Annotated in this window: 18 protein-coding genes and 1 pseudogene; 11 read left to right on the top strand and 8 right to left on the bottom strand. The window is 57.7% G+C overall.

All coding sequences use genetic code 11. From position 1 onward, the window contains the following. Positions 1-35: 35 nt before the first annotated feature. From AC0V60_RS01735 to rpsU, 3 genes are all read right to left on the bottom strand, one after another. Entirely contained in the window at positions 36-1,745 is a 1,710-nt protein-coding gene (locus tag AC0V60_RS01735) for a DUF4153 domain-containing protein (protein ID WP_486176831.1), read from the bottom strand. A 77-nt stretch (positions 1,746-1,822) separates the two neighbouring features. Further along, complete coding sequence (locus AC0V60_RS01730; protein ID WP_486176830.1) at positions 1,823-2,443, bottom strand: FKBP-type peptidyl-prolyl cis-trans isomerase; 621 nt, start codon at positions 2,441-2,443, stop codon at positions 1,823-1,825. A gap of 155 nt (positions 2,444-2,598) precedes the next feature. Then, the gene (gene rpsU, locus AC0V60_RS01725; protein WP_006834591.1) at positions 2,599-2,805 is read right to left on the bottom strand and encodes a 30S ribosomal protein S21; all 207 of its coding nucleotides are present in this window, start codon (positions 2,803-2,805) and stop codon (positions 2,599-2,601) included. Between the two features lie 257 nt (positions 2,806-3,062). Here rpsU and crcB point away from each other — a divergent pair, with 257 nt between their 5' ends. The 6 genes from crcB to AC0V60_RS01695 are packed head-to-tail and all read left to right on the top strand — an operon-like array spanning position 3,063 to position 6,933. Continuing rightward, a complete protein-coding gene (crcB, locus tag AC0V60_RS01720; protein WP_486176829.1) occupies positions 3,063-3,482 on the top strand; it encodes a fluoride efflux transporter CrcB in 420 nt (139 codons plus the stop codon). Further along, a complete protein-coding gene (locus AC0V60_RS01715; RefSeq protein ID WP_486176828.1) occupies positions 3,479-4,717 on the top strand; it encodes an RluA family pseudouridine synthase in 1,239 nt (412 codons plus the stop codon). The genes crcB and AC0V60_RS01715 overlap by 4 nt, the downstream gene beginning before the upstream one ends. Further along, a complete protein-coding gene (locus AC0V60_RS01710) occupies positions 4,717-5,316 on the top strand; it encodes an FMN-binding negative transcriptional regulator (RefSeq protein WP_486176827.1) in 600 nt (199 codons plus the stop codon). Before AC0V60_RS01715 ends, AC0V60_RS01710 begins: the two co-directional genes overlap by 1 nt. Then, entirely contained in the window at positions 5,313-5,972 is a 660-nt protein-coding gene (locus AC0V60_RS01705) for an HAD-IA family hydrolase (protein ID WP_486176826.1), read from the top strand. Before AC0V60_RS01710 ends, AC0V60_RS01705 begins: the two co-directional genes overlap by 4 nt. After that, a complete protein-coding gene (locus AC0V60_RS01700; protein WP_486176825.1) occupies positions 5,969-6,241 on the top strand; it encodes a hypothetical protein in 273 nt (90 codons plus the stop codon). The genes AC0V60_RS01705 and AC0V60_RS01700 overlap by 4 nt, the downstream gene beginning before the upstream one ends. Further along, entirely contained in the window at positions 6,238-6,933 is a 696-nt protein-coding gene (locus tag AC0V60_RS01695) for an ATP12 family chaperone protein (protein ID WP_486176824.1), read from the top strand. The genes AC0V60_RS01700 and AC0V60_RS01695 overlap by 4 nt, the downstream gene beginning before the upstream one ends. A gap of 19 nt (positions 6,934-6,952) precedes the next feature. Here AC0V60_RS01695 and AC0V60_RS01690 read toward each other — a convergent pair whose 3' ends face one another. The 4 genes from AC0V60_RS01690 to AC0V60_RS01675 are packed head-to-tail and all read right to left on the bottom strand — an operon-like array spanning position 6,953 to position 10,492. Then, positions 6,953-7,573: an ABC-type transport auxiliary lipoprotein family protein gene (locus tag AC0V60_RS01690; RefSeq protein ID WP_486176823.1), complete on the bottom strand. Its 621-nt coding sequence runs from the start codon at positions 7,571-7,573 to the stop codon at positions 6,953-6,955. Continuing rightward, the gene (locus AC0V60_RS01685) at positions 7,570-8,517 is read right to left on the bottom strand and encodes an MlaD family protein (protein ID WP_486176822.1); all 948 of its coding nucleotides are present in this window, start codon (positions 8,515-8,517) and stop codon (positions 7,570-7,572) included. The genes AC0V60_RS01690 and AC0V60_RS01685 overlap by 4 nt, the downstream gene beginning before the upstream one ends. A 44-nt stretch (positions 8,518-8,561) precedes the next feature. After that, complete coding sequence (locus AC0V60_RS01680; protein ID WP_486176821.1) at positions 8,562-9,374, bottom strand: ABC transporter ATP-binding protein; 813 nt, start codon at positions 9,372-9,374, stop codon at positions 8,562-8,564. Between the two features lie 5 nt (positions 9,375-9,379). Further along, positions 9,380-10,492: an ABC transporter permease gene (locus tag AC0V60_RS01675; protein WP_486176820.1), complete on the bottom strand. Its 1,113-nt coding sequence runs from the start codon at positions 10,490-10,492 to the stop codon at positions 9,380-9,382. 285 nt (positions 10,493-10,777) lie between these two features. On the opposite strand from AC0V60_RS01675, the pseudogene AC0V60_RS01670 reads away from it, so the two are divergent. Beyond that, a pseudogene (locus AC0V60_RS01670) lies at positions 10,778-13,510 on the top strand (valine--tRNA ligase). Positions 13,511-13,592: 82 nt separating this feature from the next. On the opposite strand, the gene AC0V60_RS01665 reads toward AC0V60_RS01670, so the two are convergent. After that, entirely contained in the window at positions 13,593-14,138 is a 546-nt protein-coding gene (locus AC0V60_RS01665) for a carboxymuconolactone decarboxylase family protein (protein ID WP_486176819.1), read from the bottom strand. Positions 14,139-14,172: 34 nt separating this feature from the next. Between AC0V60_RS01665 and AC0V60_RS01660 the strand changes: the two genes are divergently transcribed. From AC0V60_RS01660 to AC0V60_RS01645, 4 genes are all read left to right on the top strand, one after another. Continuing rightward, positions 14,173-14,550: a winged helix-turn-helix transcriptional regulator gene (locus AC0V60_RS01660; protein WP_486176818.1), complete on the top strand. Its 378-nt coding sequence runs from the start codon at positions 14,173-14,175 to the stop codon at positions 14,548-14,550. Between the two features lie 118 nt (positions 14,551-14,668). Next, entirely contained in the window at positions 14,669-15,484 is an 816-nt protein-coding gene (locus tag AC0V60_RS01655) for a M90 family metallopeptidase (RefSeq protein ID WP_486176817.1), read from the top strand. 197 nt (positions 15,485-15,681) lie between these two features. Next, the gene (locus AC0V60_RS01650) at positions 15,682-16,419 is read left to right on the top strand and encodes a 7-carboxy-7-deazaguanine synthase QueE (protein WP_486176816.1); all 738 of its coding nucleotides are present in this window, start codon (positions 15,682-15,684) and stop codon (positions 16,417-16,419) included. 24 nt (positions 16,420-16,443) lie between these two features. Next, positions 16,444-18,219 (top strand): TIR domain-containing protein, encoded by a 1,776-nt coding sequence (locus tag AC0V60_RS01645; protein WP_486176815.1) that lies wholly within the window; start codon positions 16,444-16,446, stop codon positions 18,217-18,219. Positions 18,220-18,228: the final 9 nt, after the last annotated feature.

The following is an 18,228-nucleotide window of genomic DNA, read 5'->3' as shown; positions in this document are numbered from 1 at the left end:
GAGCGCTTCAAGCACGAGTTACGCGTAAACGGCCACTATTCGAACGCTCCGCTCGCCGGCTTGCCGTCGATGTAAAGCCGCTGCCCTGTGAATGGGCGGAGTTCGACCACAGAATCTTCGCCAAATTCGAGGACTTCGTAGACGCTCTGATCCCTCAGCTGTGCGTGTCTGATGATGGCAATAGAGACCTTTTCTTCAGCCTCATCATAGATCAGCAGTTCTGGGTCACGGCCTTTCGAAAGGAGCGCCATAAGCGGCATGCTGTCCTGAACACCCACCTCAATCACGCGGCACTCATCAGAGCAGCGGAATGGGCTCGACTGCAGGAATGTCCTCACCGCCAAACGCACCGCATCGTTTTCCACTTCGATCGGCGCACTGTTGATCGCTACGGCTTTGGGTTCATTGCGGCGGCGAAAATCATAGGCGCTTTCCGCTTTCTGTACCGCCAGTGCGAGTTCCGCGATCTTGGGGTTTTCGCTTTGCGCTAGCTCCTCAAGCGCTTCCCGGCCCGGATCGCCAAAATCCCAGCGAAGCGCAGCATAATCGAAATCCTCGACGCTGACTGCGCCCGATTGCAGGCGGGCGAGCTGGTTGGAAGCGGAAATCGAACCAAAATTCAGGATCGGCATCGCCAAAAGGAAAGCAAGACCAGTCGTCATCACTGCCAAATGGAGATTGGATTGCCGCAGAAACCCGCGCCACCCCTCTCTGCGCCCGCGAATAACGGAGACAAAATAGGCAACCCCGAATGCCACGGCCAGAGCAATCGCCACCAGCGCCCAAAGCCGTTCGGGGCTTAGCCCATGCTGCGCAATGCGGGTTCCCATAGACACCGCTGCCATGACGGAAAGCGGCAATATGCCAAGCGCAAGCGCAAAGCCTGCAATGCGAAGAACGCGGGAATTGCTGGCGTCAGTATCATCATCGCGCACCACCGCATTGGCGAGCACAAAACACCCCACCGCAATGGCGAGAAGCAACGGTGTTGCGCTCTTGGTGGCCTCCCACAAGACATCAATACCCGAGACGAGCACCGCAAGAAGAAACAAGGCTAAAGCAATGGCAAGCGGGACCGCCAGAATAGAAAGCACCAGCAACACGACATTTTGCAGCGTTCCGATGATCTTGAGCTGATTGCGCAGAACGCCAAGTGCCGCACCAAAGGATGCACCTGAGAACATAAGCGCGAACCAGTCCTCGCGCACCAGCTGTTGCAGCAAGTCGATCTGGATTGCAGAGAAGAGCTCAGATAGGACCATAATGAGAGCCCAAGATAGCCCAACGAACGCAAGTGCCCCTGCCCCGGTAATTGCATCGGTCCAGACGTGAAAATGCGCGGTTTTATAGCTCGTTTGCCAGCGCAATTTGTGAATGCCCGCTTGGAACAGCGGCAAAGCCAAAGTGCACGCTAGCACTCCAGAGGCGATCCAGAACGCCTCGTCAGAGTAACGATCTCCGGCCGAGGTAGCGCGCCATGCGATGCCCGCCATGACCAACCCCACAACGATCGAGAAAACGACAGGTGGGCGCCAATCATCGCGGTTCAGGGTGAAAGCAGCAGCAAGAGGACCAAAAATGAAGGCCGCTGCAATCGCAGCTTGCCATGGCTCATCGCCATAATCTTCGGTCGCAATGTGAACGATTAGCCCTGCAAGACCGAGCACTGCGGCGAGCACCCACGGACGCTCTCGCCACTCCTGTGCAGCGAAAGGCTCATGCTCAATGCTTTGATTTTCGGCCATTTGATCCCTCCTGAACAAGGCAGATCATCTAGCTCAGTTGAACCGCTGATGAAAGCAGTGCAGACTTTTACTTACCCCTATTGACCGGGCGCAGCACCTGGAGGAGGGCCCGCCGGAGGCGCTTGCCCAGGAGCTTGTGGAGAGCCTTCGGGGCCGCCGGGTGCACCAAGACCCGATTGCATCGCTTGCTGTAGAATGCCCAGATTGCGATCAAAGGTCTCACGGTCCATAAAATCGACAACTTCAATCTCGAAGATCAAGTCAGCGTTCGGCGGGATTGGCGCGCCCTGCGGCGGCTCTGCGCCGTAAGCAAGATCAGAAGGAATATAGAGCTCGTATTTGCCCCCCTTCTGCATCTGCTGGAGACCTTTGTAAAAGCCTTCAATTGTTTGCCCTTCCTCGATTGGGAACGGGCTTCCTTCAGGGAATATCCCTTCGACGGGGAGCGGGATATCTTGCGATTCGTCAAACACTTCGCCGTTTGATGCGAGCGAGCCTTTGTATTTCACGAAGACCATATCGCCCTCTTGCGGCGTTGCCCCTTCGCCAGCGACAATAGTGTCGATGCTAAAGCCTTTTGGAACGGCTGCCCACGCGAGCCCCGCACCGATTAAGATGGCGATCACCACACCAAGCCATATTTTTGTCAAAGAGCCCTTTGCGATGGGCTGGATCGGTACGCGAGTGACTTCAGTCATGAATTATCCCGTCATTCAAATCGCGCGCTCAGCAAAAAGGGCGCGAGGTATTTCCCGCGCCCTGATGGCTGATCATTGCGGGACTTTCAAGCACTACGGCCTGCGGTACCCGACTTTGTTCAAAGCGATGCACGGCAACGACCGCGCTTCAGCTCTTACTTGATGCCGTCGCGCTCCATGCGCTTACGCTCAAGCTTGCGTGCACGGCGAACGGCTGCTGCCTTTTCGCGGGCGCGCTTTTCGCTTGGCTTTTCATAGTGCCGGCGCAATTTCATTTCGCGATACACACCTTCACGCTGAAGCTTTTTCTTCAAAGCTCGAAGGGCCTGATCGACATTGTTATCGCGAACCATGATTTGCATAAACGGCAACTACCTCGTTTTCAAATACGCCTGAGCCCGCCGGTTTCTGTGCGGGAGTGCGTTATAAACTGACGCTAAAAGTGGCGCGAATCCTTATGGAGCGCGCGGCTACGAAGGGGCCACTAGCCAAAGACACGCAAAATGGCAAGCACGCAAAGCTGTGAGCCCAGGCAGGGAGGCACTGAGATGACACTTGCCTTTAACTGTGGCCTTTAACTGTGGCGCATCTTCATGGGCGCGGCTAAAGAGCCCTCGAAATGTCTTCACCATACCTCACATCACTCATGCCCACCCTTGCTGTGGCGCTTGGCGGCGCGGTTGGCGCTGCGATGCGTTTTCAGGTCGGGAACCTGATGCTACGCCTTGCAGGACCGCACTCGCAATTTCCTTGGGGCACGCTCAGCGTCAACATTTTGGGCAGCCTTATTATGGGAGCGCTCCTCGGCTGGTTTGCGAAAGGCGGCGCGGATAGCGAGAACCTGCGCTTGTTCCTGATCGCAGGACTTATGGGCGGTTTTACCACCTTCAGCGCCTTTAGCGCAGAGATGGTCACCATGCTGCACCGGGGAGATATGACAACCGCGCTGCTCTATGCCGCGGTCTCGGTAATTGGAGGGATGGCGGTGTTCCTCATCGGCCTTGTCGCCGTTCAGATGGGAGTGCAAACAGCGCCATGACCCTTCCTTCTGATAAACCCAAAGCGCAAGTGCGCCAGTTCACCATCAATGATGATGACAACGGTATTCGTGTGGACCGCTGGTTCAAACGCAATCTTCCCGAAATCCCATTTGCAACAGTTTCACGTTGGTCGCGCACCGGTCAAATCCGGGTCGATGGCGGGCGGGTTAAGCCCGAAGATCGTTTGGAGACGGGACAGGTCATGCGTGTACCGCCCGGAGGCGAGGCACGGCACAAGGGGCCTAAGGTTCGCAAACCGCTGACCGAGGAAGAAATCTCACAAGCGCGCGATATGGTGATCCGCGAGATCCCCAGCGCGATTGTATTGAACAAACCTCCCGGCCTTGCGACACAGGGCGGAAGCAAGACGACCAAACATGTTGACGGCCTGCTCGATGCCTTTGTTGAAGGCGAAGATCAGCCCCGCCCGCGCCTTGTGCACCGGCTGGATAAAGACACCTCGGGCGTTCTTCTGATCGCGCGCACTCCGGGAAGTGCCGCCGCCTACTCAAAGCGGTTCTCTGGGCGCAGCGCGCGCAAAGTCTATTGGGCGCTGGTCGTTGGCGTGCCGGATGTGCGCGAGGGCACAATTGACGCACCGCTCGCCAAGCAGCCGGGCACAGGCGGCGAGAAAATGCACGTCGATGAAGAAGCGGGCCAAATGGCTAAGACCCGTTACCGCGTGGTCGAACGCGCTGGCACTCGGGCGTCTTGGGTCGAGTTGGAGCCGCTGACGGGCCGTACCCACCAATTGCGCGTCCATATGGCCGCGATTGGCCACCCGATTGTGGGCGATGGGAAATACGGAGGGCAAGACGCCTTCCTCACAGGCTCAATCAGCCGCAAAATGCACCTCCACGCGCGCCGCCTGATTATCGGCACGCCGGAGCGTAAGGCCGCCGGTGACAAGGCCGGCGCCAATACCGGTGGCGGCAAGCTTGATGTGACCGCTCCTCTGCCTGAACACTTTGCCGCCAGCTTGGAAGCGCTGGGCTTTGAAGAAAGCCAAAGCGATGCCTCGCCCGTGCGCGATGAAGCACCCGAGCGCACACCAGCGGAAAAGAAACAGGCGGCCCGCCGCCATGCGAAACAATATCGCAAAGACCGCCGAGGTGAGCGGCGCGGGCGGACTACATCCGCGCACACGACGAAAAAGGCTGCGAAGGCAGCGGCGAAATCCAAGGGCAAAGCGCCAAAACGCAGTGGCGGCGGAAAACCAAAAGGTAGGGGGTAATGCATCCAAATCCCCTCTTCCGCAGCGATGATCAGGCGGCGCTGGATAAGCTTGTCGCCGATGTCGCGTTTGGAACCATATTCCTGACCACACCAGACGGCCCGCGCGCGGCGCATGTACCGCTGCTTGCCTATGGCTCAGGCGACATTCGGTTCCATTTGGCTCGTAGCAATGCGCTTACGAAGCATCTGGATGGCGCACGCGCTCTTGTTACCGTCAACGGCCCCGATGGCTATGTTTCGCCGCGTTGGTATGACAACCGAAATACCGTGCCGACTTGGGATTATGTCGCCGTGGAAATGGAAGGCTCTGTTGAGCGCCTTTCGGACGACAATCTGGAAACGCTTTTGCACGATGTGATCACGACTTTTGAAGGCCGGATCGAAGGCGACCCTTGGCTAGCGTCTGAATCTAGCGAGAAAGTCTGGGCTAGCCTTTTCAAAGGTATCGCAGGCTTTTCCCTCAAGGTTGAGGAACGCCGCCCCACAATCAAACTTTCGCAAAAGAAAAGCGCCAAAGAACGCGCACGAATTGCTGCAGGCCTTGAGCATTGCGGAAATGAGGCGCTAGCCCGTACAATGCGCGAGCTTTCCAAATGACCAAGCTCGCCGTTTTCGATTGCGATGGAACGCTGGTTGATAGTCAGGCGGACATCATCTGGGCGATGGCCCGCGCGTTTGAGCTTGCAGGCCTGCCCTCACCCGACCCCAATCAGGTCCGCCGCGTCGTCGGGCTAAGCCTGCCTGTTGTTTTGCGCGAACTGGCACCCAGCGCTGAACAACGCCAGCAGCAAGAGGTGGTCGAGAACTACAAAACCGCCTTTCGCACCAGGCGCGAAGAGGGACTTTTGCAAGAGCCGCTCTATGAGGGCATGGCCGAACTTTTGCATGGACTTCATGATGATGGATGGAGCTTGGCGGTTGCTACTGGAAAATCCGACAGGGGCCTTACCGCGTGCCTCGCAGGACATGGCCTGACCGACCTGTTTGTCTCCCTTCAAACCGCTGATCGCCACCCCTCAAAACCGCACCCGGCGATGTTAGAGGCCGCACTTTTCGAGGCGGGGGCGCTCCCTGCGCAAGCGGTTATGATCGGCGACACCAGTTTTGACATGCAGATGGCCGCCGCGGGCCGGGTCCGTGCGATCGGCGTTGCATGGGGCTATCACAGCGCAGAGGATCTAACAGCAAATGGCGCGGATTTTGTGGCGCGCACCATGAGCGAGCTGCGCGAGGAATTGGACCGGTTTGCATGACCGATACTGCGCCCCCTACCCCTGAAGAAGTGCTTGCTGCAAAGCGTTACACCGCGATGAACCTGGTGCGCATTGGCGGGATCGCCGCGGTCTTGGCCGGAATTGGCGGCGCGCAGGGGATGCTGGGCCTGCCTTACATCTTAAGCGTTGCCCTAGCAGGCGCAGGGCTTTTGGCATTCTTCTTCCTCCCGCCGCTTCTGGCAAAGCGCTGGAAAGCGGGTGACCGGGCGAAAATCAGCGCCGAGGAACATGAGCGCAGGGGATCATGAAGCGGTTCTACAAAAAGGTGTCTGTCAGCGCTGTTCAAGGCGGATGGCAGGTTGCGCTCGATGGGCGCGCTATCAAAACGGTGCAAGGCGCGGCGCAAATTGTGCCCACACAAGCTCTGGCAAACGCGCTTGCGGCGGAATGGGACGGACAGGGCGAGAAGATCGACCCGAAGTCCATGCCGCTTCGCGATATGGCAGATTATGCGATTGATATGGCCGCGCCCGATCCTGCCGCGCTCATTGATAAGACCGTCGCTTATGGCGATACAGACACCCTCCTTTACCGCGCTGATCCCGATGAGGCGCTTTACGCTCGTCAGCAAGAGGTGTGGGAGCCGATTGTGCAGGACATGGAGGCGCGGATTGGCGTGCAATTCGTGCGCATTTCAGGCATTATTCACCGCCCCCAAAGCGATGAAACACTTGCCAAATTGCACGCAGAGCTCTCCTGTCAAAGTCCCTTTACCCTCGCCGCGATCGAGATGATGACCCATCTTGCCGCCTCGCTCATCACCGGACTTAGCGCCGCCCGGGAGGATGCCGATGCATCTGCACTTTGGGATGCGGCGAATCTCGAAGAAGATTGGCAAATCGAACAATGGGGCCGCGATGAAGAGGCGCAGGAACGGCGCGACAAGCGCACGGGCGATTTCCTCAAAGCGCGCGAGTTTTGGGAATTGGCGCGCGGATAAACCCGCTTGCTCCCTAACCTTATTCGGCGCTCATCACCCAGGCTGCGACGTCTTTTGCAACGGTGTTCGCCGCCTCGTTAAGCGCCGGGCCAACGCTGGCCGCTTCGGCCAGAACGCCCTCTTCGCGCGCTTCGAACCGGCGTGACAGCACCCTGCCGTCGTCGAGGGTGTGCACCGCCTCAAAGCGGACGACCACAGACGAGGTTGCCGGATCGTACCCCATATCAATCAGCGTACCTCGCAGCGTCTGGGTCGGGCGAAGCGGCGTGTCCGATGTGTCGAGTACGAGAAGCGTTTGCGGATCGCCAGAGGCCGTGCGTAAAGTTTCACCAAGCAGACGGCGAAACAAGCGCGCGGGTTTCTGGATCCAGACCGCGTTCTGCAAATAGACGACTTCGCTGTCCGATATGTTGACCGGAACCCGCACCACATCAAGTTTTGCTGGCACTTCGGGCGTCAGTACCGCGATAGAGGCCGCACTTCCCTCGATCCCTGAGACCACCCCAGAGCCCGCAGGCGCACTTGTCGCAGGCGTCAGGGTGAACAAGCTCTCGGGAGGATCACCGCCGCCGCCAAAGCTGACGCAACCGGTCAATATCAGGCTGGCCGCAGCCACCAAAGCGATACGAGTAGTTCTCATGGCTCATACTCCGGTAACGGCCGTCCGCCTAGCAGCGATCCAGCACCCTCAGCCTCAAGCCTGTCAGTGATTGCACGCAAAGAGCGGCTGGTAGAGCGAAGGTCCTGTAAGGTTGCCTCCACCGTTGGCAAAGTGGTCTCAGACAAAGCGCGCGTCGCGGGCCGTGCATCTTCCAGCATTGCAGAAAGTGATGTCGCCGCCTGATTGGCAGATGCTAGCGTGTTGCTCAGCTCATCGGCCAGGCGCGGGCCTTCAGCGTTCAGCAACTCATCGGTAGTGAGTGAGACTTTTTCGAAAGCATCGAGCGCCTCACCGGCTTCTTTGATCGTAATCTTGAGTTCCTCCATCGTCCCTTCCAACTGAGGCGATGCATCAGCAAGCTCGCCGGTCAGGCGGTTGGTGTTTGAAAGAATACCGGAGATTTGCTCCTGATTCTCTGGCCCGAATATGACGCTCAACTGTTCGGTCAGCGTTGCCAATCGCTCCAGCAAAAGCGGCGCGTTGGCGACAAGCTCACCAAAACCGCCGCGCCCGGGAGGAATGACCGGACGCCCCTCGGGACAGGCGGTGGTTTCGCAAGTGATCGAAGGTGCATCCTTACGAGCGCCGTCAAGCAGAATTGTGGATACGCCTGTGAAGCTCCCCTGGATGGTTGCCTCTGTACCCACCAAGATTGGGACAGAATCGCGGATGCGCACGCGCACGCGCACAAATTCAGGGTCTTCGCTCGACAGGGCAATCTCACGCACTTGGCCCACAGGGACACCGGCGTACGAAACCTGAGAGCCATTCGCGAGGCCCGCCACGGACTGTTTATAAAAGATGTCATATTCGTTCGATGCGCCCTGATTAAGCCGCGCAATCCAGACGATAAAAGCGGCCAGGGCGATCAAAAGCCCCAGCGTTATCGCGCCCACCCAAAGATGATTTGCTCTCGTTTCCATTGCGCCTCCTTATGCGCGGCTTTCAGCAGGGCTGTCTATACGCTTCACGCATGTTTTGCCGCCAAAGCTGAGCGCCCACGCGGGCCATTGAAATATTCCTCGATCCACGGATGACCAGTTCCCATCAGCTCCGGGATCGTGCCTACCGCGATAACGCGCTTGTCCGCCAGAACCGCCACCCGGTCGCAAATCTCGTAAAGCGTATCGAGGTCGTGGGTAATCAGGAAGACTGTGAGCCCAAGCGTTTCTTTCAGATCACGCGTTTGCCGGTCGAACTCCGCTGCTCCAATAGGATCGAGGCCAGCGGTCGGCTCATCCAAAAACAAAAGCTCAGGGTCGAGCGACAATGCGCGTGCAAGCCCAGCGCGCTTCTTCATGCCCCCAGAAAGCTCGCTCGGATATTTCAAGACCGCCTCTTCGGGAAGTCCGGAAAGCAGCACTTTGTAGCGTGCAATTTCTCGGCGCAATTTGGGGCTGATATCAGGGTAAAACTCTTTGAGCGGCACCTCGACGTTCTCTCCCACAGTGAGCGTTGAGAACAGCGCCCCGCCTTGGAAAAGCACACCCCAGCGCCGCCGCACCCCGACCCTTTGATCAAGGTCGGTATCGGTGATGCGCCGTCCCAGCACATCAATGTCGCCGCTCGCTGGCTTTTGGAGGCCAATAACCGAGCGCATCAGCACCGACTTGCCCGTGCCAGACCCACCGACCACGCCAATAATCTCGCCGCGGCGAACTTCTAGGTCGAGCCCATCATGAACGGTCTGATCGCCAAACTTATTGACCAGGCCAGAGACCACGATCGGCGGCTCAGACGAAAATCGCCCGTGGGGTGCTTCAGGTTCAACATATGCCATGCGCGTTACCCCCAACCCACTTCGGAAAAGAACACGGCGAAAAATGCATCCAGCACGATCACAGCGAAGATCGCAGAGACAACGGCCATGGTGGTGCGAAGACCTACCTCCTCGGAGTTCCCCTGGACCTGCATCCCGTGGTAACAGCCTGCCAGTGCCACGATCAACCCGAACACTGGCGCCTTGACTAGGCCTACCCACACATCGTGGATCGGCACGACCTCTTGGATGCGCTCAAGGAAGGTAAAGAACGGGATGCCTAAGGCGACCTGCCCGATCACCGCTCCGCCAACGATACCAAGGACGCTGCTGTAAAAACCCAAAAGCACCATCATAAAGGTGCAAGCGACAATGCGCGGGATAACCAATTGCTCAATCGGAGATATCCCGATGGTGCGCATCGCATCCACCTCTTCGGTCAGTTTCATCGTCCCAATTTGTGCAGCAAACGCACTGCCCGACCTGCCTGCGACCATAATTGCGGTCATCAAGACGCCCAATTCGCGCAAGGTGATACGGCCAACGAGGTTCACTGTCAGCGTCTCTGCACCAAACTGTTTAAGCTGTGCGGCACCTTGTTGTGCAATAACAATCCCGATGAGAAAACTCATCAGACCGATGATAGGAAGAGCGGAGACCCCCACCGTCTCCATCTGGCGCACGACTGCACGAAACGGGATTTTGGAAGGCCGACGGATCATCGTGCCAAAACCCATGATGATCGCGCCAAGGAAGCTGACGACGCCCATGACACCGCCGCGCGCTGCGTAAACCTGCTCGCCCAGCGCCAAAGAGACGCGTTCCCAAACAGGAACCACGGGCGGGGACAGATCGCCGTCGCCGCCCGCGACTTCAACAGCTTGAAGCAAATGTCTTGCTGTCTCGCTTGCACCGATGATTGCACAGGAATGGTGCGAGGCCAGACGCGAGACCACCCACGCGCCGGTGGTATCCATTTCATCGACGCCGCTGATGTCGATTTCTGAAAATTCGTGGGACTGGTCGTCAAACTCGGCTTCGAACGCACCGATTGACGAGACCAGCATTTGCCCAGACAGCACCAGCCGCGCGGACCCCGCTTCGCTGTCTTCCAAAGAGTAGGTGACGAACCCTAGCATTGCGAGAAACGGTATGCGTTCAAATTGGTTGGTTCACAAGCTTCGGCTTAAACCCTTGCACAGTTCGGGTGCCATAAGAGCCGCATTGATGGGGGCCTGTGTGGGAGAGAAGATCGAACATTTCCTCGATTGTAAGCGGCAGTTGCGCGCTCATGCCAATGCGGAAATCGGCGCACTTTTAAGCTGATCCTGTCTGAGTTGTTGCACTGCAACCCATGGCTTGGCATGGGATCAATGAACGACAGATTTTCGCGCCTGTTCCAAAGGCGCTAGCGAGCTAGAAACATGAGCCTACCAACAACTTTCAACCCAGCCGATATTGAGCAGCGATGGTACAGCCATTGGGAAAGCACGGGCGGTTTTCGCCCTGAGCGCCCAGATGCGGAAGCCTTCACCATCGTGAACCCGCCGCCCAATGTGACCGGTTCGCTCCACATCGGCCACGCGCTCGATAATACGCTTCAGGATATCGTGATCCGTTATGAGCGGCTGCGCGGCAAGGACGCTTTGTGGGTAGTGGGCACCGACCACGCCGGGATCGCCACGCAGATGGTGGTCGAGCGGCAGATGGAAGAGCGGCAGGACAAACGCACCAATTACAGCCGTGAGGAATTCGTTGATAAGGTGTGGGAATGGAAAGCCGAGTCTGGCGGGACCATAACCACACAATTGCGGCGTCTGGGTTGCTCCATGGATTGGTCACGCGAGCAGTTCACCATGGACGAGCACTTCACCAAGGCGGTGCTCAAGACCTTTGTTGACCTCTACAATGACGGCCTGATCTACCGTGACAAGCGGCTGGTCAACTGGGACCCTAAGCTCAAAACCGCGATCAGCGACCTTGAAGTAGAGACGCAGACGATTCCGGGGAGTTTCTGGCACTTCAAATACCCGCTCGCCGATGGTGTGACCTTGGCGGATGGGCGCGATTACATCGAAGTTGCGACCACACGGCCTGAGACGATGCTCGCCGATATGGCGGTGGCGGTGCACCCTGATGATGAGCGCTACAAAAGCGTCGTGGGCAAGCACGTGGTGCTCCCGATCACCGGGCGGCGCATTCCGATTGTCGCGGACGAACACGCCGATCCAGAGCTTGGCTCGGGCGCGGTGAAGATCACGCCAGGGCATGACTTCAACGACTTTGACGTGGGTAAGCGCGCCGGGATCGAAGCGGGCGAAATGCTCAATATGCTCGATGGCAATGGCGACGTTTGCCAGACGAGCGATGGCCTCGTGCCAGACGAATTTATCGGCCTCCACCGCTTCCGCCGCGACAAAGTTGATGGTGCGCGAGAGGCTGTGGTGGAACGGCTCAAAGCCGACGGCTTCCTCATCCCGCATGTCAGCAAGAACAAGAAAGGCGAGGAGGTCATCTCGGACGCCGAGCCACGCCAGATCGCAACCCCCTTCGGCGACCGCGGCGGCGTGGTGATCGAGCCTTGGCTGACCGATCAATGGTACGTCGATGCAGCGAAACTGGCCGAGGCTCCGATCAAACAGGTGCGCGATGGTACCGTGGAAATCGTGCCCAAGTCTTGGGAGAAGACTTTTTCAACTGGATGGAGAACATCCAGCCTTGGTGTGTTTCGCGCCAGCTATGGTGGGGACACCGCATTCCGGCTTGGTTCGATGCCGACGGCGGCGTCTATGTCGCCATGTCCGAGGAAGAGGCTCAGGCGAAAGCAGGCGAAGGCGTAGCCCTTACACGCGACGAAGACGTTCTCGACACATGGTTCTCCTCTGCGCTTTGGCCTTTCGCCACACTCGGTTGGCCTGAGGACGGCCAGCCGCTGCTCGAAAAACACTTCCCCAATTCGCTTCTCATCTCCGGCTTCGACATCCTGTTCTTCTGGGATGCGCGGATGATGATGATGGGGAACTACAATATGGGTGAGGCCCCATGGCCTAAGCTCTATCTCCACGGCCTTGTTCGCGCCGCTGATGGCGCGAAAATGTCCAAGTCCAAGGGCAACGTCGTCGATCCGCTTGGCCTCATCGACCAATATGGCGCGGATGCGCTGCGCTTCTTCATGGCCGCGATGGAGAGCCAGGGCCGCGACATCAAAATGGATGAACGCCGCGTCGAGGGATACCGCAACTTCGCAACAAAGCTCTGGAACGCAACGCGTTTTTGCCAGTCGAACGGCATCGGCAAATCAACGACCGTAAAGGCACCGCAAGCGCGTCTTGCCGCCAACCAATGGATCATCGGCGAAGTCCAAGCGGTCTGTGCGGAAATCGAGAGCGCCATGGAAGACCTGCGCTTCGATGCGGCCGCCAATGCGATCTATCAGTTTACTTGGAGCAAGTTCTGCGATTGGTATCTTGAGCTGATCAAGCCAGTTTTCGCCGAAGGGGCTGACCCAGAGGCCATGCCAGCCGTCGAGACCCGCGAGGTCGCCGGGTGGGCGCTCGACCAGATCTTGGTCATGCTCCACCCCTTCATGCCCTTCATCACCGAAGAACTTTGGCACGCACAAGGTGAGCGCAGCTACGACCTCATCACCGCCAAATGGCCAAGCCCGCGCGCTGAGGTTTCCAAAGAGGCGACGCAAGCGATCGACTGGGTGATCGACCTCACCACCAATGTGCGCAGCGCCAAGAACGAGCTTGGCATTTCACAGGGCGCGAAGTTGGCGGCCTATGTCCCTGCACCGTCGGCGGTCGCATCAAGCACCATCGACCGCAGCAGCGCGGCGATTGAACGCCTCGCGCGCCTCACCCCGGTGATCCAGTGGCGAAGTCCCCGCTGGCCCCGCAATGCAGGTGACGGCGATGGGCGATATCGTCGTGATCCCGCTCCAAGGCATCATCGATATAGCGGAAGAGAAAGCCCGCCTCGAAAAGGCCCTCGCGGCAAGCCAAAAGGAAGCGAAATCGCTCGAAGGCAGGCTCTCCAACGAGAACTTCGTCCTCCGCGCAAAGCCCGAAGCGGTGGAGAAAGCCAAGGCCGATTTCGCCCACCATCAAGGCGAGGTCGAACGGCTGACAGCGGCGCTTGAGCGTTTGGGGTGAGCCTGTATCGCGGCTGTTGGTAGCGCAAATCACATGAGCGCGAACGTCAATTTTTGGGGTGGGGGCGGACTTTCGCTCACCTCTATTCTGTTGTTGGGAAATGTGCCGCAAATGGCTCCAAAGGCAAGCTCGCAACATTGGCGACAAGACTGACGGTTGTATAAGTTCCAACCAACGCCAAAATTTCAAGCTGCGCCTTTGCATCCCAGTCCTTTATGAATAGCGCTGAGAGCCTGTCTTCAAGGGTAGCTTGTTCGCAAAGCTGATCTACGATTTCTATCAGCCGAAGTTCTATTGGAGACCAGCATCCCGCATGGTCGATGACCGTTGCATTCACCTGTTCTTTGGTCAGCTCTGCTGCCTTGGCGAAGATGGCGACATGAACACCCCATTCGTATTCACAATTGCGGTTCGCTGTCGTTCTGAGAATAACGATCTCGCGGGTTCGGAGGTTGAGAGGACTATCTTTGTCCAGGAGATTGGGCACAGCTTTGGCTAGGAAGCGAGGACTGTTCGCGAAGGTTCGGAAAAGAGACAAGATGTGGCCGTCTTGCTGAGGGTAATTCGCAAGGATAGCTGCGACGTCATCGGAGAATGGTGGGTCAAGCGGTACAAGCGGCGTAGACATATCTTACCTTTTTGCTACAAAGAATGTAGCAGTCATGTGTTACTATTTGTGTAGCGTCAAGGGGTCTTGTATGGTCAAACTTCCTGGTCAGCCAATGAGGAGTTCAGCGAACGGTCGTCCTGTGATGGTGTTGCTAGACGCTCTCGGCAAGCGCTGGGCTCTCCGGATGATATGGGAGCTCTATAAAGAAAGTCCCTGCACTTTCCGGGCTTTGCAAGGTAGATGCGAAGAGGTGTCGCCCACATCCCTTAACCAGCGCCTTAAGGAGCTTCGAGAACTCGGGCTCGTTGAGCACACTTCCCAAGGATACCAGCTTACCGAACATGGGATTTCTTTGTCTGAATTGCTGCTGCCACTCGATCAATGGGCGAACGGTTGGGCTGATTGGCTTGCCGAGGCCCGCGACATTTAGAATTGAATAAAATTTTGCTCTATCAACGCCCGCAACTGGGCCGGCAACCGCACGCCTTCTTTCGGATTGCAGCCTTCGCTCACTTCAAAACTGGCATTTGCGACCCCACCTTAAGAGAGTGACGCCCTGGCTTCTCCTTCTTGTCCCGCTGCTCGTCGCCGCGTTCTTCATCTATCGCCATATGGCGAAGCGAAACAGGCGTGCGCAGCTGCTTGCGACACCCCTCACCCCCGAGCAACGCCAAACGATCGAGCAGCTTGTGCCACTGGTCACACTCCTGCCAAAGGATCTGCGTGCGGCTCACGAAGGCAAGATCAATCTCTTCCTCGATCAGGTCACCTTCAGGGGCAAGAACGGCGTCGAAGTCACCGAGGCGATGGAGCTTTCCATCGCAGCGCAGGCCTGCCTCCTCATCGTCAACACCGCCGCGTGGTACGAAACGCTCCGCAACGTGTTGCTCTACCCTAGCGTCTTTGACACAGGCCGCGGCAGCCATGACGAGGGGCTTATTCACGAGCATCGACACGGGACGCTGGGCGAAAGCTGGGACCGGGGGCCGGTTATCCTCTCATGGGATCACGCGCTTCACGGCGGGCTTCGTGCGCATGACGGCGAAAACGTGGTGATCCACGAATTTGCCCACCAATTGGACAGCCTCTCAGGACACACCAATGGCATCCCTGTCCTTCGCAAAGGCCAGGCCTATGCGGGGTGGGAGAGGGCTATGCTGGATGCCTATAACGACCATTTGAGCCGGGTTGAGCGCGGCGAACATACACTGATCGACCCGTATGGTGCGACCAATCACCAAGAGTTCTTTGCAGAAGGCATCGTGACGTTCTTCGAAAGGCCGCATGAGCTTCGACGCGAGGAACCTGCACTCTATGCGCAGTTTGCTGAGCTTCTGGCGCTTGATCCGGCGGCTTGGGGCTAAGCGCGTCTAACCCTCGGTATTGTCCTAAAACTCAAATTCGTGCCATGGGGCGCATATGTTCTGCACCCTGCCCTCAGCTTTCAATCGCCTCAGCCGATTGATGCGTACACCTGTGACCGGTTGGGTCTCGCCGCTCGAACAGTTTGCCAAGTGCGCCAAACGCCCCATACGCATGGTGGGCCGCGCAGGAAGCGCTGATGACTGACCTTGTCCTTGCAACCAATGACGACGGCGGACCGGAGATTTTCGCCTCGCTTCAGGGTGAGGGTCCAAGCATGGGGATGCCGGTCGCCTTTATCCGCCTCTCGCGCTGCAATCTTGCCTGCACATGGTGCGACACCGCATACACCTGGCGTTTTGAGGGAGATAAGCGGCCACACCGCGACAGCGTGCACTTTGAGCGAAAAGCCAATCAGGTGAAGCTCTCGCCCATCGAAGCAGCGCAGCGGATTGAGGGCCTCGGGCAAAAACGCGTGGTGATCACTGGCGGGGAACCTCTGATGCAGGGCGGCGCCTTGGCAGATATGCTCAGCCACCTGCCCGATATCGAAGTCGAGCTGGAGACCAATGGCACTGTGCGCCCGGCTGCTCACATCGACATCCGCGTGGATCAATACAATGTGAGCCCCAAGCTTGCCCACTCGGGGAACGCACCGGAACTCGCACTAATCGAGGAGCGATTCGACTTTTATGCAAGCGACAGCCGCGCCTTTTTTAAATTCGTGATCGCTGACCCTTCCGATGTGGAGGAGGTTGACGCACTGCAAAAACAATACCGCATACCAAAAGACCGGCTCTTTCTGATGCCAGAAGGCACTGATTCCAATACATTAAGTAGCCGCCAGCAATGGCTTGCTCCGCTGTGTCTTGAAAAGGGGTATCGGATGAGTGATCGAATGCACATCCACCTTTACGGCGATACGCGAGGGACCTAGGATAAAGGCTCGGGGGTAAAAGCGTTGGATATCTTCATTTCCTATTCGCGGCGAGACCGTGACCGCGTCAATTTCATGGCCAGAGCTTTGGAAGCCGAGGGCTATTCGGTCTGGTGGGACCGCGACCTTCGCGCAGGCGAAGAGTTCGACAATGTCATCGACAGGCACATCAAAGAATCCAAAGTGATTGTGGTGGTGTGGTCCGACACCTCAATTAACAGCAATTGGGTCAAGGAAGAGGCCGAAGACGGCGTTCTCGACAACAAGCTGGTTCCGGCGCTTGTCGACGAGGTGATCATCCCGCGAGGCTTTAGGCGGATTCAGGCCGCTGAGCTTCAGGATGCGAAAGCAAATCCTACCCAAAGCAAGAATTGGCCAGTCTTCCTCTCAAGCATTCGCAGCATCGCTGGTGAAGGCCAGGGAGCGGAAGCTGGCGCTGCTGAGATGGCCAAATTTGGCATACAGCAGCCAGCAGATACAGGCGCGCAAATCGCAAACAGCGGCGCGGATCATGTGCCTTTCTGGAAGCGTCCGATTGGAATGGCTGCGGCGGCTTTGACCGTTCTCATTGCTGGAATGCTCGCGCTCCAATTCAGCGGAGTTCTTGGCGGCGGTAACAGCGGGAGGCTGGCCGGGGTCCCAGAAGACAAAGCGATCGTGCTGGGCATCTATCCAAATGAAGGCTTTGGCATCCAGCAGAGCAATGGGCTCAAAGCCTCGCTCGATGGGTTTCCTGCGCTTATGGTGCAAGATCTCGATGCGCCGATTGACGCCATGAAAGGCCGTGATGCGCCTAAGGTCATCAGAGATTTGCGTGCGTTCTTGGAACAGCGCAATGTGGTTGCAATCGTCGGCCCATCCATCACCGAATTTACTCCGCAAGTACTCAAAGTGATTGAAGAGAGCGGTCAGCGTCCGGCAATTGTGCTGACCACTGCGGGGAGCCGTGCCGACCTTGGCTGGCAGGACAGCGACCTGCCGATTTTCAGAGTGGGATCCGGGGTCGATGAGCGCGCAGCACAGTTCAAAGTGCTTGCCGAGCGCGCAATCAGTCAAGGGATTGGCATCACCTTCATGGTGGAAACCGTTGAAGGAAGCGACGAAAATTCAAAGACCTATGGCGAGCTGTTTTTCAAGCGGGTGTCGGAGGAATTGGGTGAGACCCGCCTTGCAAATTTGAAAGCTGACGGACGGGTAAAAACGCGCAATTTCACTCGCGGAGCAATCAATGACGCCTTTGCCACCGCTGAAGGGCAGGCAATCCTCGATCAGAACAGGCTAATCGTAATCATGGGCCTCAGCGGCGATTTCAAAGACCTGGCGCGCGGCCAGTTCCGCGCTGATCAACCAGAGCGCAAAGCGATATTGGCAAGCTGGAACAACAGCCACCATGTACAGGCGTTGACAGAGATGACGGCGCTGCAAACGGGCCGATTGATCGACATGACCGACGTGTTTGAAAGCGCTTCGTTCGCAGGCGATGAACCGGAGGAGATCGCACAGTTTGAAAGCCTCTTCGGTCCCATTTCCCCGCGCTGGCGGCTTGAAGCGGTTGCGTTCGATTCAGGTGTTATCGTCAAACAGGCCGCAAGCGAAATTGAAGGCGAGATCACCGCTGAGGCATTGGTCGCCGTGCTGCGCTCAAGGAGCTTTAACGGCGTCACGGGCCGCATCTTCTTCAACTCCACCGGACAGAACACCGGCGATGCAGGCGGACTGCAACGCTTCTACAACGTCAGCTATGACCCATCGAGCGATCGTTGGCGCGAGGTGGGCAATTTGGGTTCGCTCATGCAGTAGACCGGGAAT

It is taken from the genome of Erythrobacter sp. S259 (genome assembly GCF_057364965.1).
Note: the sequence above shows the minus strand (reverse complement) of the source record. Positions and strands in the feature narration are given on the sequence as shown.

Excerpts from the sequence above, each read along its gene's own strand:
- AC0V60_RS01695 (WP_486176824.1), top strand. The coding sequence starts at position 6,238 with ATGAAGCGGTTCTACAAAAAGGTGTCTGTCAGCGCTGTTCAAGGCGGA.
- AC0V60_RS01685 (WP_486176822.1), bottom strand. The coding sequence starts at position 8,517 with ATGGAAACGAGAGCAAATCATCTTTGGGTGGGCGCGATAACGCTGGGG.
- AC0V60_RS01710 (WP_486176827.1), top strand. The coding sequence starts at position 4,717 with ATGCATCCAAATCCCCTCTTCCGCAGCGATGATCAGGCGGCGCTGGAT.
- AC0V60_RS01675 (WP_486176820.1), bottom strand. The coding sequence starts at position 10,492 with ATGCTAGGGTTCGTCACCTACTCTTTGGAAGACAGCGAAGCGGGGTCC.
- AC0V60_RS01730 (WP_486176830.1), bottom strand. The coding sequence starts at position 2,443 with ATGACTGAAGTCACTCGCGTACCGATCCAGCCCATCGCAAAGGGCTCT.
- AC0V60_RS01665 (WP_486176819.1), bottom strand. The coding sequence starts at position 14,138 with ATGTCTACGCCGCTTGTACCGCTTGACCCACCATTCTCCGATGACGTC.
- AC0V60_RS01680 (WP_486176821.1), bottom strand. The coding sequence starts at position 9,374 with ATGGCATATGTTGAACCTGAAGCACCCCACGGGCGATTTTCGTCTGAG.
- AC0V60_RS01735 (WP_486176831.1), bottom strand. The coding sequence starts at position 1,745 with ATGGCCGAAAATCAAAGCATTGAGCATGAGCCTTTCGCTGCACAGGAG.
- AC0V60_RS01690 (WP_486176823.1), bottom strand. The coding sequence starts at position 7,573 with ATGAGAACTACTCGTATCGCTTTGGTGGCTGCGGCCAGCCTGATATTG.
- AC0V60_RS01650 (WP_486176816.1), top strand. The coding sequence starts at position 15,682 with ATGACTGACCTTGTCCTTGCAACCAATGACGACGGCGGACCGGAGATT.
- crcB (WP_486176829.1), top strand. The coding sequence starts at position 3,063 with ATGTCTTCACCATACCTCACATCACTCATGCCCACCCTTGCTGTGGCG.
- rpsU (WP_006834591.1), bottom strand. The coding sequence starts at position 2,805 with ATGCAAATCATGGTTCGCGATAACAATGTCGATCAGGCCCTTCGAGCT.
- AC0V60_RS01700 (WP_486176825.1), top strand. The coding sequence starts at position 5,969 with ATGACCGATACTGCGCCCCCTACCCCTGAAGAAGTGCTTGCTGCAAAG.
- AC0V60_RS01660 (WP_486176818.1), top strand. The coding sequence starts at position 14,173 with ATGTGTTACTATTTGTGTAGCGTCAAGGGGTCTTGTATGGTCAAACTT.
- AC0V60_RS01705 (WP_486176826.1), top strand. The coding sequence starts at position 5,313 with ATGACCAAGCTCGCCGTTTTCGATTGCGATGGAACGCTGGTTGATAGT.
- AC0V60_RS01715 (WP_486176828.1), top strand. The coding sequence starts at position 3,479 with ATGACCCTTCCTTCTGATAAACCCAAAGCGCAAGTGCGCCAGTTCACC.